Origin of the sequence: Micromonospora sp. NPDC001898, from assembly GCF_042891255.1 — a bacterium.
Taxonomy (GTDB): domain Bacteria; phylum Actinomycetota; class Actinomycetes; order Mycobacteriales; family Micromonosporaceae; genus Micromonospora.
In genome coordinates this window covers 134,753-150,109 of the sequence record NZ_JBIATC010000011.1, presented here as the reverse complement: position 1 = coordinate 150,109, position 15,357 = coordinate 134,753, and the positions used below count along the sequence as shown (strand labels likewise).

General features: G+C 75.1%; 12 protein-coding genes and 1 pseudogene. 7 read left to right on the top strand and 6 right to left on the bottom strand.

The annotated features are described in order from the left end of the window. Positions 1-654 precede the first annotated feature (654 nt). The 4 genes from ACFYZF_RS22240 to ACFYZF_RS22225 all read left to right on the top strand — a co-directional run bounded on the left by ACFYZF_RS22240 (position 655) and on the right by ACFYZF_RS22225 (position 7,064). Positions 655-1,371 (top strand): hypothetical protein, encoded by a 717-nt coding sequence (locus tag ACFYZF_RS22240; protein WP_387023641.1) that lies wholly within the window; start codon positions 655-657, stop codon positions 1,369-1,371. 3,002 nt (positions 1,372-4,373) lie between these two features. Continuing rightward, the gene (locus ACFYZF_RS22235) at positions 4,374-5,225 is read left to right on the top strand and encodes an ABC transporter permease (protein WP_387023639.1); all 852 of its coding nucleotides are present in this window, start codon (positions 4,374-4,376) and stop codon (positions 5,223-5,225) included. After that, complete coding sequence (locus ACFYZF_RS22230) at positions 5,218-6,075, top strand: ABC transporter permease (RefSeq protein WP_387023637.1); 858 nt, start codon at positions 5,218-5,220, stop codon at positions 6,073-6,075. Before ACFYZF_RS22235 ends, ACFYZF_RS22230 begins: the two co-directional genes overlap by 8 nt. Continuing rightward, positions 6,072-7,064 carry an ATP-binding cassette domain-containing protein gene (locus tag ACFYZF_RS22225; protein ID WP_387023635.1) on the top strand — a complete coding sequence of 331 codons (993 nt, stop codon included), beginning with the start codon at positions 6,072-6,074 and terminating at the stop codon, positions 7,062-7,064. Before ACFYZF_RS22230 ends, ACFYZF_RS22225 begins: the two co-directional genes overlap by 4 nt. Positions 7,065-7,086: 22 nt before the next feature. Here ACFYZF_RS22225 and ACFYZF_RS22220 read toward each other — a convergent pair whose 3' ends face one another. From ACFYZF_RS22220 to nadA, 3 genes are all read right to left on the bottom strand, one after another. Next, complete coding sequence (locus ACFYZF_RS22220; protein WP_387023633.1) at positions 7,087-7,692, bottom strand: DUF3043 domain-containing protein; 606 nt, start codon at positions 7,690-7,692, stop codon at positions 7,087-7,089. Between the two features lie 102 nt (positions 7,693-7,794). Then, a complete protein-coding gene (gene murA, locus ACFYZF_RS22215) occupies positions 7,795-9,150 on the bottom strand; it encodes a UDP-N-acetylglucosamine 1-carboxyvinyltransferase (RefSeq protein ID WP_387023631.1) in 1,356 nt (451 codons plus the stop codon). Positions 9,151-9,363: 213 nt separating this feature from the next. Beyond that, a complete protein-coding gene (gene nadA / locus ACFYZF_RS22210) occupies positions 9,364-10,560 on the bottom strand; it encodes a quinolinate synthase NadA (RefSeq protein WP_387023629.1) in 1,197 nt (398 codons plus the stop codon). A 91-nt stretch (positions 10,561-10,651) separates the two neighbouring features. Between nadA and ACFYZF_RS22205 the strand changes: the two genes are divergently transcribed. From ACFYZF_RS22205 to ACFYZF_RS22195, 3 genes are all read left to right on the top strand, one after another. Beyond that, entirely contained in the window at positions 10,652-11,788 is a 1,137-nt protein-coding gene (locus tag ACFYZF_RS22205; RefSeq protein WP_387023627.1) for a glycerate kinase, read from the top strand. A 214-nt stretch (positions 11,789-12,002) separates the two neighbouring features. Then, entirely contained in the window at positions 12,003-12,374 is a 372-nt protein-coding gene (erpA, locus tag ACFYZF_RS22200) for an iron-sulfur cluster insertion protein ErpA (protein WP_161690397.1), read from the top strand. A 271-nt stretch (positions 12,375-12,645) separates the two neighbouring features. Beyond that, positions 12,646-13,623 (top strand): carbohydrate kinase family protein, encoded by a 978-nt coding sequence (locus tag ACFYZF_RS22195; protein WP_387023625.1) that lies wholly within the window; start codon positions 12,646-12,648, stop codon positions 13,621-13,623. A gap of 167 nt (positions 13,624-13,790) precedes the next feature. Here the strand turns inward: ACFYZF_RS22195 and ACFYZF_RS22190 are convergent. From ACFYZF_RS22190 to ACFYZF_RS22180, 3 genes and pseudogenes are all read right to left on the bottom strand, one after another. Beyond that, positions 13,791-13,970 (bottom strand): annotated as a pseudogene (locus ACFYZF_RS22190) (DUF397 domain-containing protein); the annotation flags it as partial. Then, positions 13,895-14,104, bottom strand: coding sequence for a sulfurtransferase TusA family protein (locus tag ACFYZF_RS22185; protein ID WP_387023718.1), 210 nt, complete (start codon positions 14,102-14,104; stop codon positions 13,895-13,897). The gene ACFYZF_RS22185 and the pseudogene ACFYZF_RS22190, both read right to left, overlap by 76 nt. Before the next feature lie 62 nt (positions 14,105-14,166). Next, the gene (locus ACFYZF_RS22180; RefSeq protein ID WP_387023623.1) at positions 14,167-15,318 is read right to left on the bottom strand and encodes a cysteine desulfurase family protein; all 1,152 of its coding nucleotides are present in this window, start codon (positions 15,316-15,318) and stop codon (positions 14,167-14,169) included. Positions 15,319-15,357 lie beyond the last annotated feature (39 nt).

Below are 15,357 nucleotides of genomic sequence, written 5' to 3'. Positions count from 1 at the left end.
CGCCGGTACCCCCGACACGGGGTGCGCCGGTACCCCCGACACGGGGTGCGCCGGTACCCCCGACACGGGGTGCGCCGGTACCCCCGACACGGGGTACGCCGGCACCCCCGACACGGGGTACGCCGGCACCCCCGACACGGGCTGCGCGGGTGGTCCCGAGGCGGGCCGTGCCGGCGGCGCGGAGACGGGACGTGTCGGCTGCTTCGGCGTCGGGGGTGCCGACACCGGTGCCGCCGCAGCCCCACCCCTCGGCGGGGATGCCGGTCCCTCCTCCGCCGGCACCGCGACGGGCGAGGTTGCCGAGGTTGCCGTCGCGGCCGGCGGGCGGGCCGCGTCCGGGGCCGACTGCTCGGAGGCCGGCGGTGCGGGCCTGCTCGGTCGGAACCAGGCGTCCGAGTGGTCCGGGGCGGGCGCAGGGGCGCGTGACGGCTCGTTCGACACCGGAGCGTCGGGGCTGTTCGTCGGCGGTGCGGGCCGCACCGTGGGGGAGTCGGCCGGCGCGGCCGTGGTCACGGTGTCCTGCGGCGCGGGGGCGGTCGCGGCCGACGGCGGCTCGTCGACCGGCTGTCGGCCCGGTGTCCGCGCCTCCTGCCGTGGCTGCGGGGTCGGCTCGCTTCCCGACGTCTCCTCAACGGCCTGGACGGCGAGACTTTCGTGTTCGTCGGTGACGGCACTCGTCTCGTCGGCGACGACGCGCGGTTCGTCCGCCCGGATCTGCGGGTCAACGGCTCCGACATGCGGCCCGTCGGCGTCGACGAGACCGTCGACGTCCCTGCTGTCGGTGTCCGTGCCGTCGGCGTCCGCCCCGGGGTTGTCGGCGTCCACGCCGACGGCGGCATCGTCGAACTCCACGGCGAGGCCGGTGTCGCCGGCGTCGGGCAGCGGACCGGCCGGCGGCTCCGGGCAGCCGACGATGGCATCCAGCCGGTCGTCGTCTGCCCCGTTGACGTCCGTCGGGCTGGCGTCCGGCTCTGCGGGTCGTGGATCGACTGGGTCCGAATCCGGCTCGACCGGCGGCTCAGGGGCGGCCTGGACCGCAGGCAGCGGCTCCGGGACCGCAGGCAACGGGTCGGTCGACGCCTCGGCGGGCTCCGGCTGGCGCGGAACCGCCCGTGCTTCCGCGCGTTCGGCGGGGCGGTCGTCCTCGGTTCGCAGGGGCGACGACAACTCGCCCGCGTCCGGCGTCCCGACACCGGCGTCCGGCTCTGCGGCCTCGCGCGCCGGGCTGGGGTCGGCGGGTGCCCCGGCGTCGGCTGGCAGGCGATCTGTCGGGGTGGGCGGAACCGGCCCGGCAACATCCACCGGTACGGACTCGTCGGCCACCGCGTCCACCGGGCCCGCCGCTGTCGTTGTGCCGGCGCGCGGGGCTGACCCCACCAGCGGTTCTTCCCGCTGTGCGGGCGCGGATACGTGCCCGGCCGGCTCGGGGGCCGGCAGGAACTCCAGTCGAAGCCGGGGCACTGGCGGCCCGGAGACCGGCTCGACCGGAGCAGGGGACGCCGTGTCCCCGGGCGGCCCCGAGACGGGCCGGGCCGGTGGCGTGGGCCGGCTGGGTGGCCCGGACACCGCTGGTGCAGGCGGCCCGGACATCGGCGCGTCGGACGTCAGGCCCGTGGCCGCCCGGGTGGCGGGCGGCAGGGCGACCGGCGCTACCGGCTGTGCGGGGACGGGCGGCGCGGGTGGCCCGGAGACCGGCGGGCCGGACACGGGGGCACCCGCAACCGGCATGCCGCGTGCCGGCCATTCGGGACCGGACGCGCCGGGAGCCGACGGCCCGGCCAGCGGCGGCCCAGAGCTCGGAGGACCCGAGACGGGCCGCCCCGGAACAGGCCGTCCGGCCACGGGTGGACCTACCACCGCCCGGTCCGGCCCCGGCGGGTCCGAGACCGGCCGACCCGGGGCGGCCGAGACCGGGGGGCTCGAGACCGGGGGGCTCGAGACTGGGATGGCCGAGACCGGGGCGGCCGAGACCGGGGCGGCCGAGACCGGGGCGGCCGAGACCGGGGCGGCCGAGACCGGGATGGCCGAGACCGGGGTGGCCGAGACCGGGGTGGCCGAGACCGGGGTGGCCGAGACCGGGGTGGCCGAGACCGGGGGGCCCGAGACTGGGATGGCCGAGACCGGGGCGGCCGAGACGGGCGCGTCGGTCGTGGGCGGGGTGCGGCGCTCGTCGTGTGATGCACCGGCGGCCGGCTCGACCGGTAGCCGGTGCGGTGCAGCCGGTCGGTGCGGCGGTGGGCCGAACCGGGGCGCGTCGCTGGGCGGCTGCTCGGCGCCAGGGCGCTCGGCCGGCCGGTCCGGGTGGACCGGATCCGGCCCGGGACGGCGTGCGGCCGGCTGGTCGGCGTCGGGTACGGGCCGGACCGGGGCCTCGGGCGGGTGCCCGGTGAACCGCTGGTCGTCGCGGAGCGGCGGCGTGCGCCGTTCGTCGCGAGGTGGCGGAGCGAGCCGTTCGTCGCGGGCGGGCGGAACGGGCCGGTTCTCGCGGGCCGATGGGGTGTCCCGGTCGACCGGCGCGGGGCGTCCGTACCGGTCGGTGGCGGACCGTGCGTCGGGCCGCCCTTCGCCCGGTCCGTCCTGGCCGCGCAGGTCGGCCCGGGCGGCGTCCGCGAACCAGGGGTCCTGTCGCGTGCCGTCGACCCGTTCCGCGCGGTCGATCGGCCGCGTGCCGTCGATCGGCCGCGCCTCGGGGCGGGCCGGGTCGGTCGGGCTCGCGCCGGGACGGGGACTGTCGCCGGGGCGCGCGGGTCGCCGATCCGGGCCCGGCATCCGGCCCAGGTCCGGCCGTAGGGGACCGGGTTCCGGCCAGGGCAGACCGCCCTCGCGGGCCGGCGCCGGCCGATCGGTCGAGTGGCGGTACGGCTCCGCCCACGAGGCGGCCTCCCGGCTGGCGTCCCGGTGCGGTTGCCCGTCCCGATCGACGGGGCGGTGCGGCGTCCCGGCAGCGGGTCGGCCGGCGTCCGGCTGGCCGACGCCGGGCCGGCCGGCATCCCGCTGCCCGTGCTCGGGCACCGTCCCGTCGACGGGGCGCGCGGGGCCGGTTCCGGGCGACGGCGTCCAGCCGCCACGCTCCGGGCTCGGGCGGCCGTCGCGCTCCTGGCTCGGCGGGCCGGCGCGGTCAGGACTGGTCCGGCTTTCACGCTCCGGGCTCGGCCGGCCGTGGCGGTCAGGGCTCGGCCGGCCGTCGCGGTCCAGGGTGGGCCGGTGACGTTCCGGCCAGCGGGGCCGGTCAGGTCCGGGCCGGTCGTAGCCGGGCTGGTCGGTTCTGGGCTGGTCGTGGCCGGGTCGGTCGGTTCTGGGCCGGTCAGGTCCGGGCCGGTCGTAGCCGGGCCGCTCGGAACGGCTTCGGTCGCCGGTCGCCCGGTCGTAGGAGTGGTGACGGCGCTCCTCCGGCTCAGGCAGCCACCCTGGCTCCTGCCGGTGCGCGGGGGACACCGGCGCCGCCGGCTCGGACGGGGGAGTCCGCCGGCCGGGGTCGGCGGGGTGCCGCTGGTCGTACCGGTCACCGTGCCAGCCGGCCGCCGGGCCGCGATCCACCGTCCACTCGGGCCGGCGCGGCTCGTGGCGCGCGGGCAGGTCCGGATCGGGCCGCAGCGGGTACGCGTCGACCGGCCCCCGGTCCGCCGGGTGCTGGTCGCGGCGCCACCCGCTGTCGTCGCGGCTCCGGCTGCCGGGCCGGTCGTGGTCCGTGGCCTCGGGCCGGCGGTCCTCGCCCCGCAGGCCGTACCCGCGCTCGCCGTGTTCCGCGGCCCCGGGGCCACGCGGGCGCCACGCCTGTTCGCGCTCGTCGCGGCCGGGCCGGTCGGGATCCCGCTCGTCGCGGCCCCGGCGGTCGTCGACGGGGGTGGCGCGGTCCCGGGCCGGGCCGGCCCAGGCCGGGCGCGCGTCGGGCCGGCGCGGTTCGGCCGGGCCCGCGCGGCGGTCGTCCCAACTGCGCCGGGCGTGGCCGTCCGGGGCGGGGGCCTCCCAGGGGTACGTCCCGTCGCGCCCGCCCGGCGCCGGGCTCACCGGCCCGGCGTCGGGGCTGACCGGCTGCGCCGCGGCCCGGCCGACGACGGTGGCCCGGCCACGGTGCTGGGGCGGCAGGTGCCGCAGCCCGATGTCGCCGGGGTAGCGCTGCCCCGGGAACTGCGGCTGCCATTCCGAGGTCGGCTCGAAGACCCAGGACGGTCCGACCGGGTCGCGCCAGCGGTCGTAGAAGTCGCCGCTCATCGCAAGGCCTCTTTGCCGCTCGCGTGGCGAGCCCCGGCGCCCGGCTCGCGTCGCTCGCTCACGGCGATGTCACCTCGTTGGAAATTGTCGCGCTGGGCGCCCCGCCCGCCGGTAAAGTCGCCCGGTCCGGCATGGCGTGGCTGCGGAAGGAGGGTAACGGCGTGGGCTCTGTCACCGCCACTGCGGCACCGCCCACCGAGTCAAACATTATCCTATGGTTTCGGACATTCAGTGCCATAGCGGGATCGGGATTCCGACGATACGCCACGTACCGCCAGGCGGCGGTGGCCGGTGCCGTCACCAACATCGTCTTCGGGTTCCTGCGCTGCTACGTCCTCCTCGCCGTGGCCGGGGCGGCCGGCAGCGCCGCCGGCTACGACCGGGAGCAGCTCGCCACCTTCGTCTGGGCCGGGCAGGGCCTGCTGGCGGTGGTCCTGCTCTGGAGCTGGACCGATCTGGCCGACCGGATCCGCACCGGTGAGGTGGCCAGCGACCTGCTGCGGCCGGTCCACCCGGTGACCAGCTACCTCGCCACCGACCTGGGCCGGGCGGGCTGGGCCTGCGTGTCCCGGCTGCTGCCGCCGCTGGCGGTGGGTCCGCTCTTCTTCGACGTCCATCTGCCCGCCCGCTGGCAGACCGTGCCGCTGTTCGCGCTCTCCGTGCTGCTCGCGGTGGTGCTCTCCTTCGGCTGCCGCTTCCTGGTCAACGCCACCGCCTACTGGCTTGAGGACGTCCGTGGCCCGCAGATCCTGTGGGCCCTCGCCTCGGGCGTGCTCGCCGGGCTCTACTTCCCGCTGCCCTTCCTGCCCGACGCGTTCTACCTGGCGTTGCAGTTCGGCACCCCGTTCCCGAGCCTGTTGCAGATCCCGCTCGACGTGCTGGTCGAGCGGGACCAGACGGCCACCCAGGTCGGGTTGGTCGCGGTGCAGGTCGGCTGGGCGGTCGCGGTCCTGGCGTTGTGTCGGCTGGTGCAGCGTCGTGCCGAGGGCCGGCTGGTGGTGCAGGGTGGCTGACCCGGTCGTCCTGCCCCGGCAGCGGCCACCGGGGAGCCCTCGGCGGCCGTCCGGCCGGCTGGCCGCGTACCGGGCGCTGCTCGGGGCGCAGGCGCGGTCCCAGGCCGCCTACCGGACGTCGTTCGTGGTGGACCTGGTCGGCAACGTCGGAGCCACGGTCTTCGACGTGGTCACCGTGCTGGTGATCTTCGGGGTCACCCGGGAACTGGGCGGGTTCACCCTCCGCGAGGCGCTGGTCATGGTCGGGCTCTCCACCGCCGCGTTCGCCATCGCCGACCTGCTCGTCGGCAACGTCGAGCGGCTGCCCCGGTACGTGCGTACGGGCCTGTTCGACGCCGTGCTGCTGCGTCCGCTCGGCGCGCTGCCCCAGCTCCTGCTGATGGACCTGCCGCTGCGCAAGGTGTCCCGGGTGGTCTTCGGCGTGGGCGTGCTGGCGGTGGCGGTCGGCTCGGCGGGAATCGACTGGACCCCGGGCCGGGTGGCGCTGATGATCATCGCCCCGCTCGCCGGGGTGGTCTTCTTCGGGTCGGTCTTCGTGGCCACCGCGACCGTCTCGTTCTACTGGACCGAGTCGGGGGAGCTGGCCAACTCGATCACCTACGGCGGCAAGGACTTCACCTCGTACCCGGCCACCGTCTACGACGGCTGGTTCCGGGCGGCCTTCGCGTACGGGATGGGGTTCGCCTTCGTCAGCTACCAGCCGGCGCTGGCGCTGCTCGGCCGCGCCGACCCGCTCGGCCTGCCGGCCTGGGCCGGCTGGGCCGCCCCGGCGGTCGCGCTGGTCGCCGCCGCGCTCGCCGCCGCCGCCTGGCGCGTCGGGGTCCGCCACTACCGGAGTACGGGGTCATGAGCGTCATCGAGGCACGCAACCTGCGCAAGGAGTTCACGGTCCGGGTGAAGGCGGGGCGGCTGCGCCGCGAGAAGCGCACCGTCGGCGCGGTCGACGGGGTCGACCTGCTCGTCGAGCGGGGCGAGATGCTGGGCTACATCGGCCCGAACGGCGCCGGCAAGTCCACCACCCTGAAGATGCTCACCGGCGTGCTCACCCCCACCTCCGGCGAGGTGCGCGTCTGCGGCCTGCGCCCGGTGCCCGAGCGCACCCGGCTGGCGTTGCGCATCGGCGTGGTCTTCGGGCAGCGCTCCCAGCTCTGGTGGGACCTGCCGCTGGGTGACTCGTTCGACCTGTTGCGGCACGTCTACCGGGTGCCGGCCGACGCGCACGCCGCCCGGCTGCGCCGCTGCCGCGACCTGCTCGACCTGGACGGCTTCCTGGACACCCCGGTCCGGCAGCTCTCCCTCGGCCAGCGGATGCGCGGCGAGCTGACCGCCGCCCTGCTGCACGGCCCGGAGGTGCTCTTCCTCGACGAGCCGACCATCGGGCTGGACGTGGTGAGCAAGCAGGCCGTCCGGGGTTTCCTGGGCGAGCTGGGCCGGGCCGGCGACACCACCCTGGTGCTCACCACCCACGACCTGGCCGACATCGAGCGGCTGTGCCGGCGGCTCGTGGTGATCGACCACGGCCGGGTGGTGCACGACGGCACGATCGCCGCCCTGCACGACCGGTACGGTTCGCGCCGCCTCGTCGTCGCCGATCTGGACGCCGCCCTGCCGGAGCCGCCGGAGCTGCCCGGCGCCCCGCTGCGCCGGGTCGAGGCGGACGGGCACCGGCTGGTCTTCGCGCTGGAGTCGGCGGGTGCCGCCGAGGTGGTGGCCGCCCTGGCCGGGCTGGCCGCCCTGCGCGACATCTCGATCGTCGAGCCGGACATCGAGGAGGTCGTCGCCCGGCTCTACGGCCGGGGGGAAGGGCCCCTCGTCGACGCCTCCGGGTCGGCATCGTGACGGACGCCGGGGCAGGCGCGGGTCAGACCGGGTCGCCGACCTTGACCCGGGGCTCCGGTGCGCGCATCCGGCGGAAGGTGATCGACCGCATGATCGCGTACAGGTAGAGCGAGCCCATCCGCTCGCCGCTGGTCGGGAAGCGTGCCTGGACCAGCTTCTTGATCCTGCGGCTGATCAGGATGGAGTCGATCACCACGCCGAGGGCGAGCACGCCCCAGAGGATGTTCGAGATCAGCCGGACGATCGGCGGCATCGCCTGGTTCGAGCCGAGCAGGACGATCAGCGCCCCGCCGAAGAACCAGGTGCCCACCGTGCGGCGGGAGTCGACCACGTTGCGGGCCAGCAGCTTCACCGGGCCCCGGTCGCGGGGGCCGCCCTCGCGGCGGAACTCGGCCGAGGACTCGGCGCGCAACCGCCGCCGCCGCTCCCGGGCCTCCTCCTTGCTCAGCGGCTTGGTCGGGCCGGCCGGCCTGCGGCCGGCGACGGGCCGCTTCGGCGTCTCCCGCCCCAGCTCCTTCTTGCTCGGGGTGTAGCTGCGGCGGGCGGGCGCGGACGCCTCGTCGGGCGTCACCGAGGTGACGGACTCGTCAACGAGGTCGGAGGACTTGCGGCGAAACAGCGACGGCACGAGGAAAGGGTAGCCACACGCCCGCGCCCGGTGCACATCGCGGTGCACCGGGCGCGGTCAGGCAAGTGAGCGAGGTTACTGGCGGCCCCGCCGTGAGCGGCGTTACGGCCGCTCGACGTGGGCGCCCAGGTCGGCCAGCTTGGCCTCGAAGTCCTCGTAGCCCCGGTTGATCAGGTCGACGCCGTACACCCGGGAGGTGCCCTCGGCGGCGAGCGCGGCGATCAGGTGGCTGAACCCGGCGCGCAGGTCCGGGATGACCAGGTCGGCCGCGTGCAGCTTGCTCGGGCCGGCGATCACCGCGGAGTGCTTGAAGTTGCGCCGGCCGAACCGGCACGGGGTTCCGCCGAGGCAGTCGCGGTAGACCTGGATGTTGGCGCCCATCGTGTTCAGCGCCTCGGTGTAGCCGAGCCGCTGTTCGTACACCGTCTCGTGGACGATCGACAGGCCCCGGGCCTGGGTCAGCGCCACGACGAGGGGCTGCTGCCAGTCGGTCATGAAGCCGGGGTGCACGTCGGTCTCCAGCGCCACGGCGTTCAGCTCGCCGCCCGGGTGCCAGAACCGGATGCCGCCCTCCTGGCCCGGGTCGCCCAGCTTCGGCGGCCGGGAGTCGGTCACCTCGTACTCGCCGCCGACCGACCGGAAGACGTTCAGGAAGGTCATCATGTCGGCCTGCTGCGCGCCGAGCACCTCGACGTGGCCGCGGGTGGCCAGCGCCGCCGCCGCCCAGCTCGCCGCCTCGATCCGGTCCGGGATCGGCCGGTGGGTGTAGCCGTGCAGCCTCGGCACGCCCTGGATCTCGATCACCCGGTCGGTGTGCACCTTGATGATCGCGCCCATCTTCTGCAGGATGCAGATCAGGTCGATGATCTCCGGCTCGACCGCGGCGTTGCGCAGCTCCGTGACGCCCTCGGCCATCACAGCGGTGAGCAGCACCTGCTCGGTCGCGCCGACGCTCGGGTACGGCAGGGCGAACTTCGTGCCGTGCAGCCCGTTCGGGGCGGACAGGTGCAGCCCCTCCGGGGTCTTCTCGACCGTGGCGCCGAACTCGCGCAGCGCCTGGAGGTGGAAGTCGATCGGGCGCGGCCCGATGTGGCAGCCGCCCAGGTCGGGGATGAAGGCGTGGCCGAGCCGGTGCAGCAGCGGCCCGCAGAACAGGATCGGGATGCGGCTGGAGCCGGCGTGCACGTTGATCTGGTCGGTGCTGGCGCTCTCGACGTTGGCCGGGTCGAAGACCAGCTCACCGATCTCCGCGCCGTCGGTGACCTTGACCCCGTGCAGGCCGAGCAGTCCCCGGACCACCTCGACGTCGCGGATGCGCGGCACGTCGAACAGGCGGCTGGGGCTGTCGCCCAGCAGGGCGGCGACCATCGCCTTGGAAACCAGGTTCTTCGCGCCGCGCACGCGGATCCGCCCTTCGAGCGGAGTACCTCCGTGTACGACCAGGACGTCATCGGTCAACGCAACCTCCAGCGCGTCGGTGCTGCCGTGTTTGTGATGTTGCGGGAGTTGTTGGTGGTACCCGCAGTGCGGCCGGCGGTAAACGGGCCCGCGCGTGTCGTCGCTCCGGCAGCATAGCCCTCGGTGACCGGCTTGGATGGGGTCACATCGCCCCGGAGGGCACGAAACGGGTTGTCACGTGCGCAAACGCACCCCGAGTGTCACTCAGGGTGATCAGGTTGTCCGTGCTTCCGGGTCGGCGGCGGGGAGGGCCAACATCTGGTCCAGCGCCACCCGGGCGTGGTGTGCGGTGTCCGGGTCCACCGTGATCTGGTTCACCACCCGGCCGGCCACCAGCTCCTCCAGCGCCCACACCAGGTGCGGCAGGTCGATCCGGTTCATCGTCGAGCAGTAGCAGACCGCCTTGTCCAGGAACGTGATCTGCTTGTCCGGGTGGGCCAGCGCCAGCCGGCGCACCAGGTTCAGCTCGGTGCCGATCGCCCACGCCGATCCGGCCGGGGCGGCCTCGACGGCCCTGATGATGTACTCCGTCGAGCCCACGAAGTCGGCGGCGTTGACCACCTCGTGCCGGCACTCCGGGTGCACCAGCACGTTCACCCCCGGCACCCGCTCGCGGACGTCGTGGACGCTGTCCAGGGTGAACCGGCCGTGCACCGAGCAGTGCCCGCGCCACAGGATCATCTTCGCGTCGCGGAACTGCTCGGCGGTGAGCCCGCCGTTCGGCTTGTGCGGGTCGTAGAGCACGCAGTCGTCGAGCGAGAAGCCCATCTCCAGCACGGCGGTGTTGCGGCCCAGGTGCTGGTCGGGCAGGAACAGCACCTTCGACCCCCGCCCGTACGCCCAGTCCAGCGCCCGCTTGGCGTTGGACGAGGTGCAGACCACGCCGCCGTTGCGGCCGACGAAGCCCTTGATGTCGGCCGAGGAGTTCATGTACGTCACCGGGACGGTGTCCTGCGCCACGCCCAGCTCGGTCAGCACGTCCCAGGCGGTCTCGACCTGCGACAGCACCGCCATGTCCGCCATCGAGCAGCCGGCGGCCAGGTCGGGCAGGATCACCTTCTGGCTGCCGGTGGTGAGGATGTCGGCGCTCTCGGCCATGAAGTGCACGCCGCAGAAGACGATGTACTCCGCGTCCGGCCGGGCCGCCGCCTCGCGGGCCAGCTTGAACGAGTCGCCGGTCACGTCGGCGAACTGGATCACCTCGTCGCGCTGGTAGTGGTGGCCCAGCACGAAGACGCTGTCGCCCAGCGCGGCCTTCGCCGCCGCCGCCCGGGCCACCAGGTCGGGATCGCTGGGTGCCGGCAGGTCGCCCGGACACTCCACGCCACGCTCGGTGGCGGGGTCGCCCCCACGGCCGAGCAGCAGCAGGGCTGTCGCGGTGTTGGAGGGTTCCGCCCACGTCGAATTCACGCCCTCATGGTTCCACAGCCGGGAAGGGGGCTCGTGGCGGTGTGGGCTGCCACACTGTCTCGCCCCGAAGTGCCCTGCCACACTGCTCGGCATGCGCGTGCTGCTCTGTCCCGACAAGTTCGCCGGCACGCTGCCGGCTCAGGAGGTCGCCGCGGCGGTGGCCGAGGGCTGGCGGGAGGTGGCCGACGGCGATGACCTGCTCATCCGCCCGCTCGCCGACGGCGGGCCCGGCTTCGTCGCCGTCCTCGCCGAGGCGCTCGGCGGGCGTCGGGTGCCGGTGCCGACCGTCGACCCGCTCGGCCGGCCGGCCGGCGGTGAGATCCTGCTCACCGACGACGGCACGGCGTACCTGGAGAGCGCCCAGGCCTGCGGCCTGCACCTGCTCGCCGCCGCCGAGCGCGACCCGAAGGCCACCACCTCGTACGGGCTCGGCGCGCTGGTCACCGCCGCCGTGGAGCACGGCGCCCGGACGGTGGTGATCGGGCTCGGCGGTTCGGGCACCAACGACGGCGGGGCCGGCCTGCTCACCGCGCTCGGCGTCACCACGCTCGACGAGGCCGGCCGGGCCCTGCCGTACGGCGGGGCTGCGCTGGCCGGGATCGCCGGGCTGGACGGCGCGCCCCGGCTGCGCGGCGCCACCCTGGTCGCCGCCACCGACGTGGACAACCCGCTGCTCGGGCTGCACGGCGCCAGCAGCGTCTACGGCCCGCAGAAGGGCGCGACCCGCTCCGACGTGCTGCTGCTCGACGCCGCGCTGGAGCGCTTCGCCGGCGTGCTGGAGCGGGACCTGCCCGGCTGCCCGGCGGGCCTCGGCGCGCTGCCCGGTGGCGGCGCGGCCGGTGGCCTCGGCGCGGCGATCCTGGCGCTCGGTGGCCGGTGCGAGTCCGGCATCGGCCTGGTCACCGAGGCCATCGGGCTGTCCGCCGCGCTCGACGCGGTCGACCTGGTGGTCACCGGCGAGGGCTCCTTCGACCACCAGTCGCTGCGCGGCAAGGTCGTCGCCGGGGTGGCGGGGGCCGCCCGGGACCGGGGGGTGCCCTGCGTGGTGCTGGCGGGACAGGTGAGCACCGGGCGGCGCGAGGCCGCCTCGGCGGGGGTCACCGACGCGTACAGCCTGGTGGAGCACTTCGGCGGGGAGGAGCGCGGCGGGCTGGACGCGGCGCTCAGCCGCCCGGCGGAGGGGTTGCGCCAACTCGGTGCCCGCCTGGCCCGCCAGTGGAGCCGCTGAGCGCCGGCCGGACGACGGGCGGCTGACGAACCGGGCCGCCCCGCCTACCGCCTATCCTCCTAGGACGGCCGGTTGTGCCGGGCCGGGGTCACGTCGACCGGGTGGCCCCGGCCGGGGCGGCGTACCATCGGGTCTGCGACCACATCGGGAATCACTGGACGACGCGAGACGTTGGCCAGTGCGTCCAGACCCAGACCGCGCAGGGAGATTTCACGTGACCACGCCAGCGCAGACCGAGTCGACCGAGTCGACCGAGGCCCCTACTTCCATCGTCCTCACGGACGTCGCGGCGCAGAAGGTCAAGGCCCTGATCGAGCAGGAGGGCCGTGACGACCTGCGGCTCCGGGTGGCGGTGCAGCCGGGCGGTTGCTCCGGCCTGCGATACCAGCTCTTCTTCGACGAGCGCTCGCTCGACGGTGACGTCGTCACCGACTACGACGGTGTCGAGGTCGTCGTCGACCGGATGAGCGCCCCCTACCTGTCCGGCGCCACGATCGACTTCGCCGACCGGATCGACGCCCAGGGCTTCACCATCGACAACCCGAACGCGGGTAGCTCCTGCGCCTGCGGCGACTCGTTCAGCTGAGTCGACGCCCTCGGCCGATGCGGCACGGGGCCACCCCCGATCCGGGGGTGGCCCCGTGCCTTTTTTTGCGGCACGGCTTCACCGTCCGTAGCCGCCCACGGGCACGTCACCGTGGGCGGACCAGTGCGGATCCGCTCCCCGGCGGACGCCGGCCGGTCGGCCGGCGACGCGGGGTCAACCGGAACGTGAACGATCTCTCTCGACCCGAGACCACGACGCCGGACGGCCCGGTAGGCTGACCCGCGCCGTGTTCCCGACCACGAGGGTTGACATGAAGATCGCCGTGACCGGCTCGATCGCGACCGACCACCTGATGAGCTTCCCCGGCCGGTTCGCCGACCAGCTCATCGCCGACCAGCTCGACAAGGTCTCGCTGTCCTTCCTCGTGGACGACCTGGTGCTGCGCCGGGGCGGGGTGGCCGCCAACATCGCCTTCGGCATGGCGCAGCTCGGCCTGAGCCCGATCCTGCTCGGCGCGGTCGGCGCCGACTTCGCCGACTACCGTTCCTGGCTGGAGCGGCACGGCGTCGACTGCGACTCGGTGCACGTCAGCGAGGTGGCACACACCGCCCGGTTCGTCTGCACCACCGACACAGACATGTGCCAGATCGCCTCCTTCTACGCGGGTGCGATGAGCGAGGCGCGCAACATCGAGCTGGCCCCGGTCGCGAAGCGGCTCGACGGGCTCGACCTCGTGCTGGTCGGCGCCAACGATCCGGCGGCGATGCTGCGGCACTCCGCCGAGTGCCGCGAGCGCGGGTACGCCTTCGTCGCCGACCCGTCCCAGCAGCTCGCCCGGATGGGCGGCGACGACGTGTTGGGCCTGATCGACGGCGCCGAGTACCTGATGACCAACGAGTACGAGAAGGCGCTGCTGCAGAGCAAGGCCGGCCTCACCGACGCGCAGCTGCTGGACCGGGTGAAGATCCGGGTGACCACGCTGGGTAGCAACGGCGCGGAGATCGCCGGCCGGGACTTCGACACCATCCACGTGCCGATCGCCCGGGAGACCAGGGCGGTCGACCCCACCGGCGTCGGGGACGGCTTCCGGGCCGGGTTCTTCGCCGGGCTCTCCTGGGGCCTGGGTCTGGAGCGGTCCGCCCAGGTCGGTTCCCTGCTGGCCACCCTGGTGCTGGAGACCGTCGGCACCCAGGAGTACGAGGTGCGCCACGACCTGTTCGTCAAGCGGCTCGCCGAGTCGTACGGCGACGTCGCCGCCGCCGACGTCCGCCCGCACCTGCTCCCGTAGCTCCGCCCGCAATCGGGTAGATCTTGGAAGATTTCGGCCCCTGGAAGGGCCGTTTGCTTCCAAGATCTACCAATTCCGGGGCTGAGCCGGGGTGGTGGTGCCCGAGGTGGTCGCGGCGATGAATGGGGACCACTGGTCGGACGGGAAGGCGAGGGCGGGGCCGGACGGTCCTTGCTGTCGCGTACCGCCATCAGCCCGGGCAGGACGGCGCACTCCACGCAGTCGCCGTTGTTGGCGCGGCGGCTGCGCCTGATCTGGATCGACGAATGAGTCAGTGGGTGCGGCGGACGTCGTAAGCGGGGCCCTCGGGGTGCGCGGCGACGAACTCCTGGCCGCGCATCCGGCACCAGGCCGGGATGTCGACGGCCGCCGCCGGGTCGTCGGCGAGGACCCGCAACACCGCACCGACCGGCAGCTCCGGCAGCCGTCGGGCCAGCCCGATCACCGGCAGCGGGCAGCGCTGCCCCCGACAGTCCAGCACCCCGTCCGGCCCGTCCGGCGTCCCGCCGTCCTGCCCGACCCCCTCGTCCGAGGCGGGCCTGGTCACAGCCCCACCACCCCCGCCTCGGCGCGCAACTCCGCGACGATCCCCGGCAGCTCGGCGAGGAACCGCTCCACGTCCGCCCCGGTCGTCTCCCGGTGCAGCGACACCCGCACGTTGCCGTGCGAGAGCACCCCCATCGCCTCCAGCACGTGCGACGGGCGCAGCGTCGACGACGTGCAGGACGAGCCCGAGGAGACCGCGAACCCCCGGCGGTCCAGCGCGTGCAGCAGCGCCTCGCCGTCGACGTACAGGCAGGAGAAGGTGACCAGGTGGGGGAGCCGGTCGACCGCGTCGCCGACCACCTCCACGTCCGGCACCTCGGCCGCCACCCGGGCCCGGATCCGGTCCACCAGCGGGGCCAGTCGGGCCGCCTCGGCCGCCGCGTCGGCCGCCGCCGCGCGCAGGCTCGCCGCCGCCGCCACCACCGCGGGCAGGTTCACCACCCCGGGGGTACGCCCCGACTCCCGCTCGTCGGCCGGCCACGGCGACTCCCACCGGGTGCCCTTGCGCACCACCAGCAGCCCGACGCCGGGCGGGCCGCCCCACTTGTGCGCGCTGGCGGTCAGCACCGACCAGCCGCCCGGCACCGGGGCCCGCCCGACGAGCTGGGCCGCGTCGACGTACAGCGGCACCCCGGCGGCGGCGCACGCGGCGGCGGCCTCGGCCACCGGCTGCACGGTGCCCACCTCGTGACTGGCCCCGATCAGGGCGGCGAGGGCCACCCCCGGGGCGGCGACCGCAGCCGACCAGGTGGCCGGGTCGATCCGGCCGAGCCGGTCCACCGGCACGGAGGTCGCCGTGCCGCCCGCGGCGACGTGCCGCTCGGCGGCGTGCAGCACGGCCGAGTGCTCGATCGCCGAGTGCACCAGCGTCCCGCCCGACCGGCGTCGCCCGGCCAGGCCGCCGAGTACGGCCGAGTGCGCCGCGGTCGTACCGCTGGGGGTGAAGGACAGCTCGTCGGCGCGGACACCGAGGGTGGCCGCGGCGGCCTCGCGGGCGGCGTCGAGCAACTGCCGGGCGCGGCGAGCCTGCGTGTAGAGCCTGGCCGGGTCGGCCCAGCCGTCGTCGAGGGCGGCCAGCAGGGCCTGTCGGGCGACCGGATGCAGCGGCGCGGCGGTGGCCGCGTCCAGGTAGACGGGGGGTTCGCTCACGGCTCCGACGCTATCGCGCCGGTATGCCCAAGATCCCCC

Bases quoted from the DNA above. Each gene is read 5' to 3' on its own strand.
- ACFYZF_RS22205 (WP_387023627.1), top strand. From the start codon at position 10,652: ATGCGCGTGCTGCTCTGTCCCGACAAGTTCGCCGGCACGCTGCCGGCT.
- ACFYZF_RS22225 (WP_387023635.1), top strand. From the start codon at position 6,072: ATGAGCGTCATCGAGGCACGCAACCTGCGCAAGGAGTTCACGGTCCGG.
- ACFYZF_RS22195 (WP_387023625.1), top strand. From the start codon at position 12,646: ATGAAGATCGCCGTGACCGGCTCGATCGCGACCGACCACCTGATGAGC.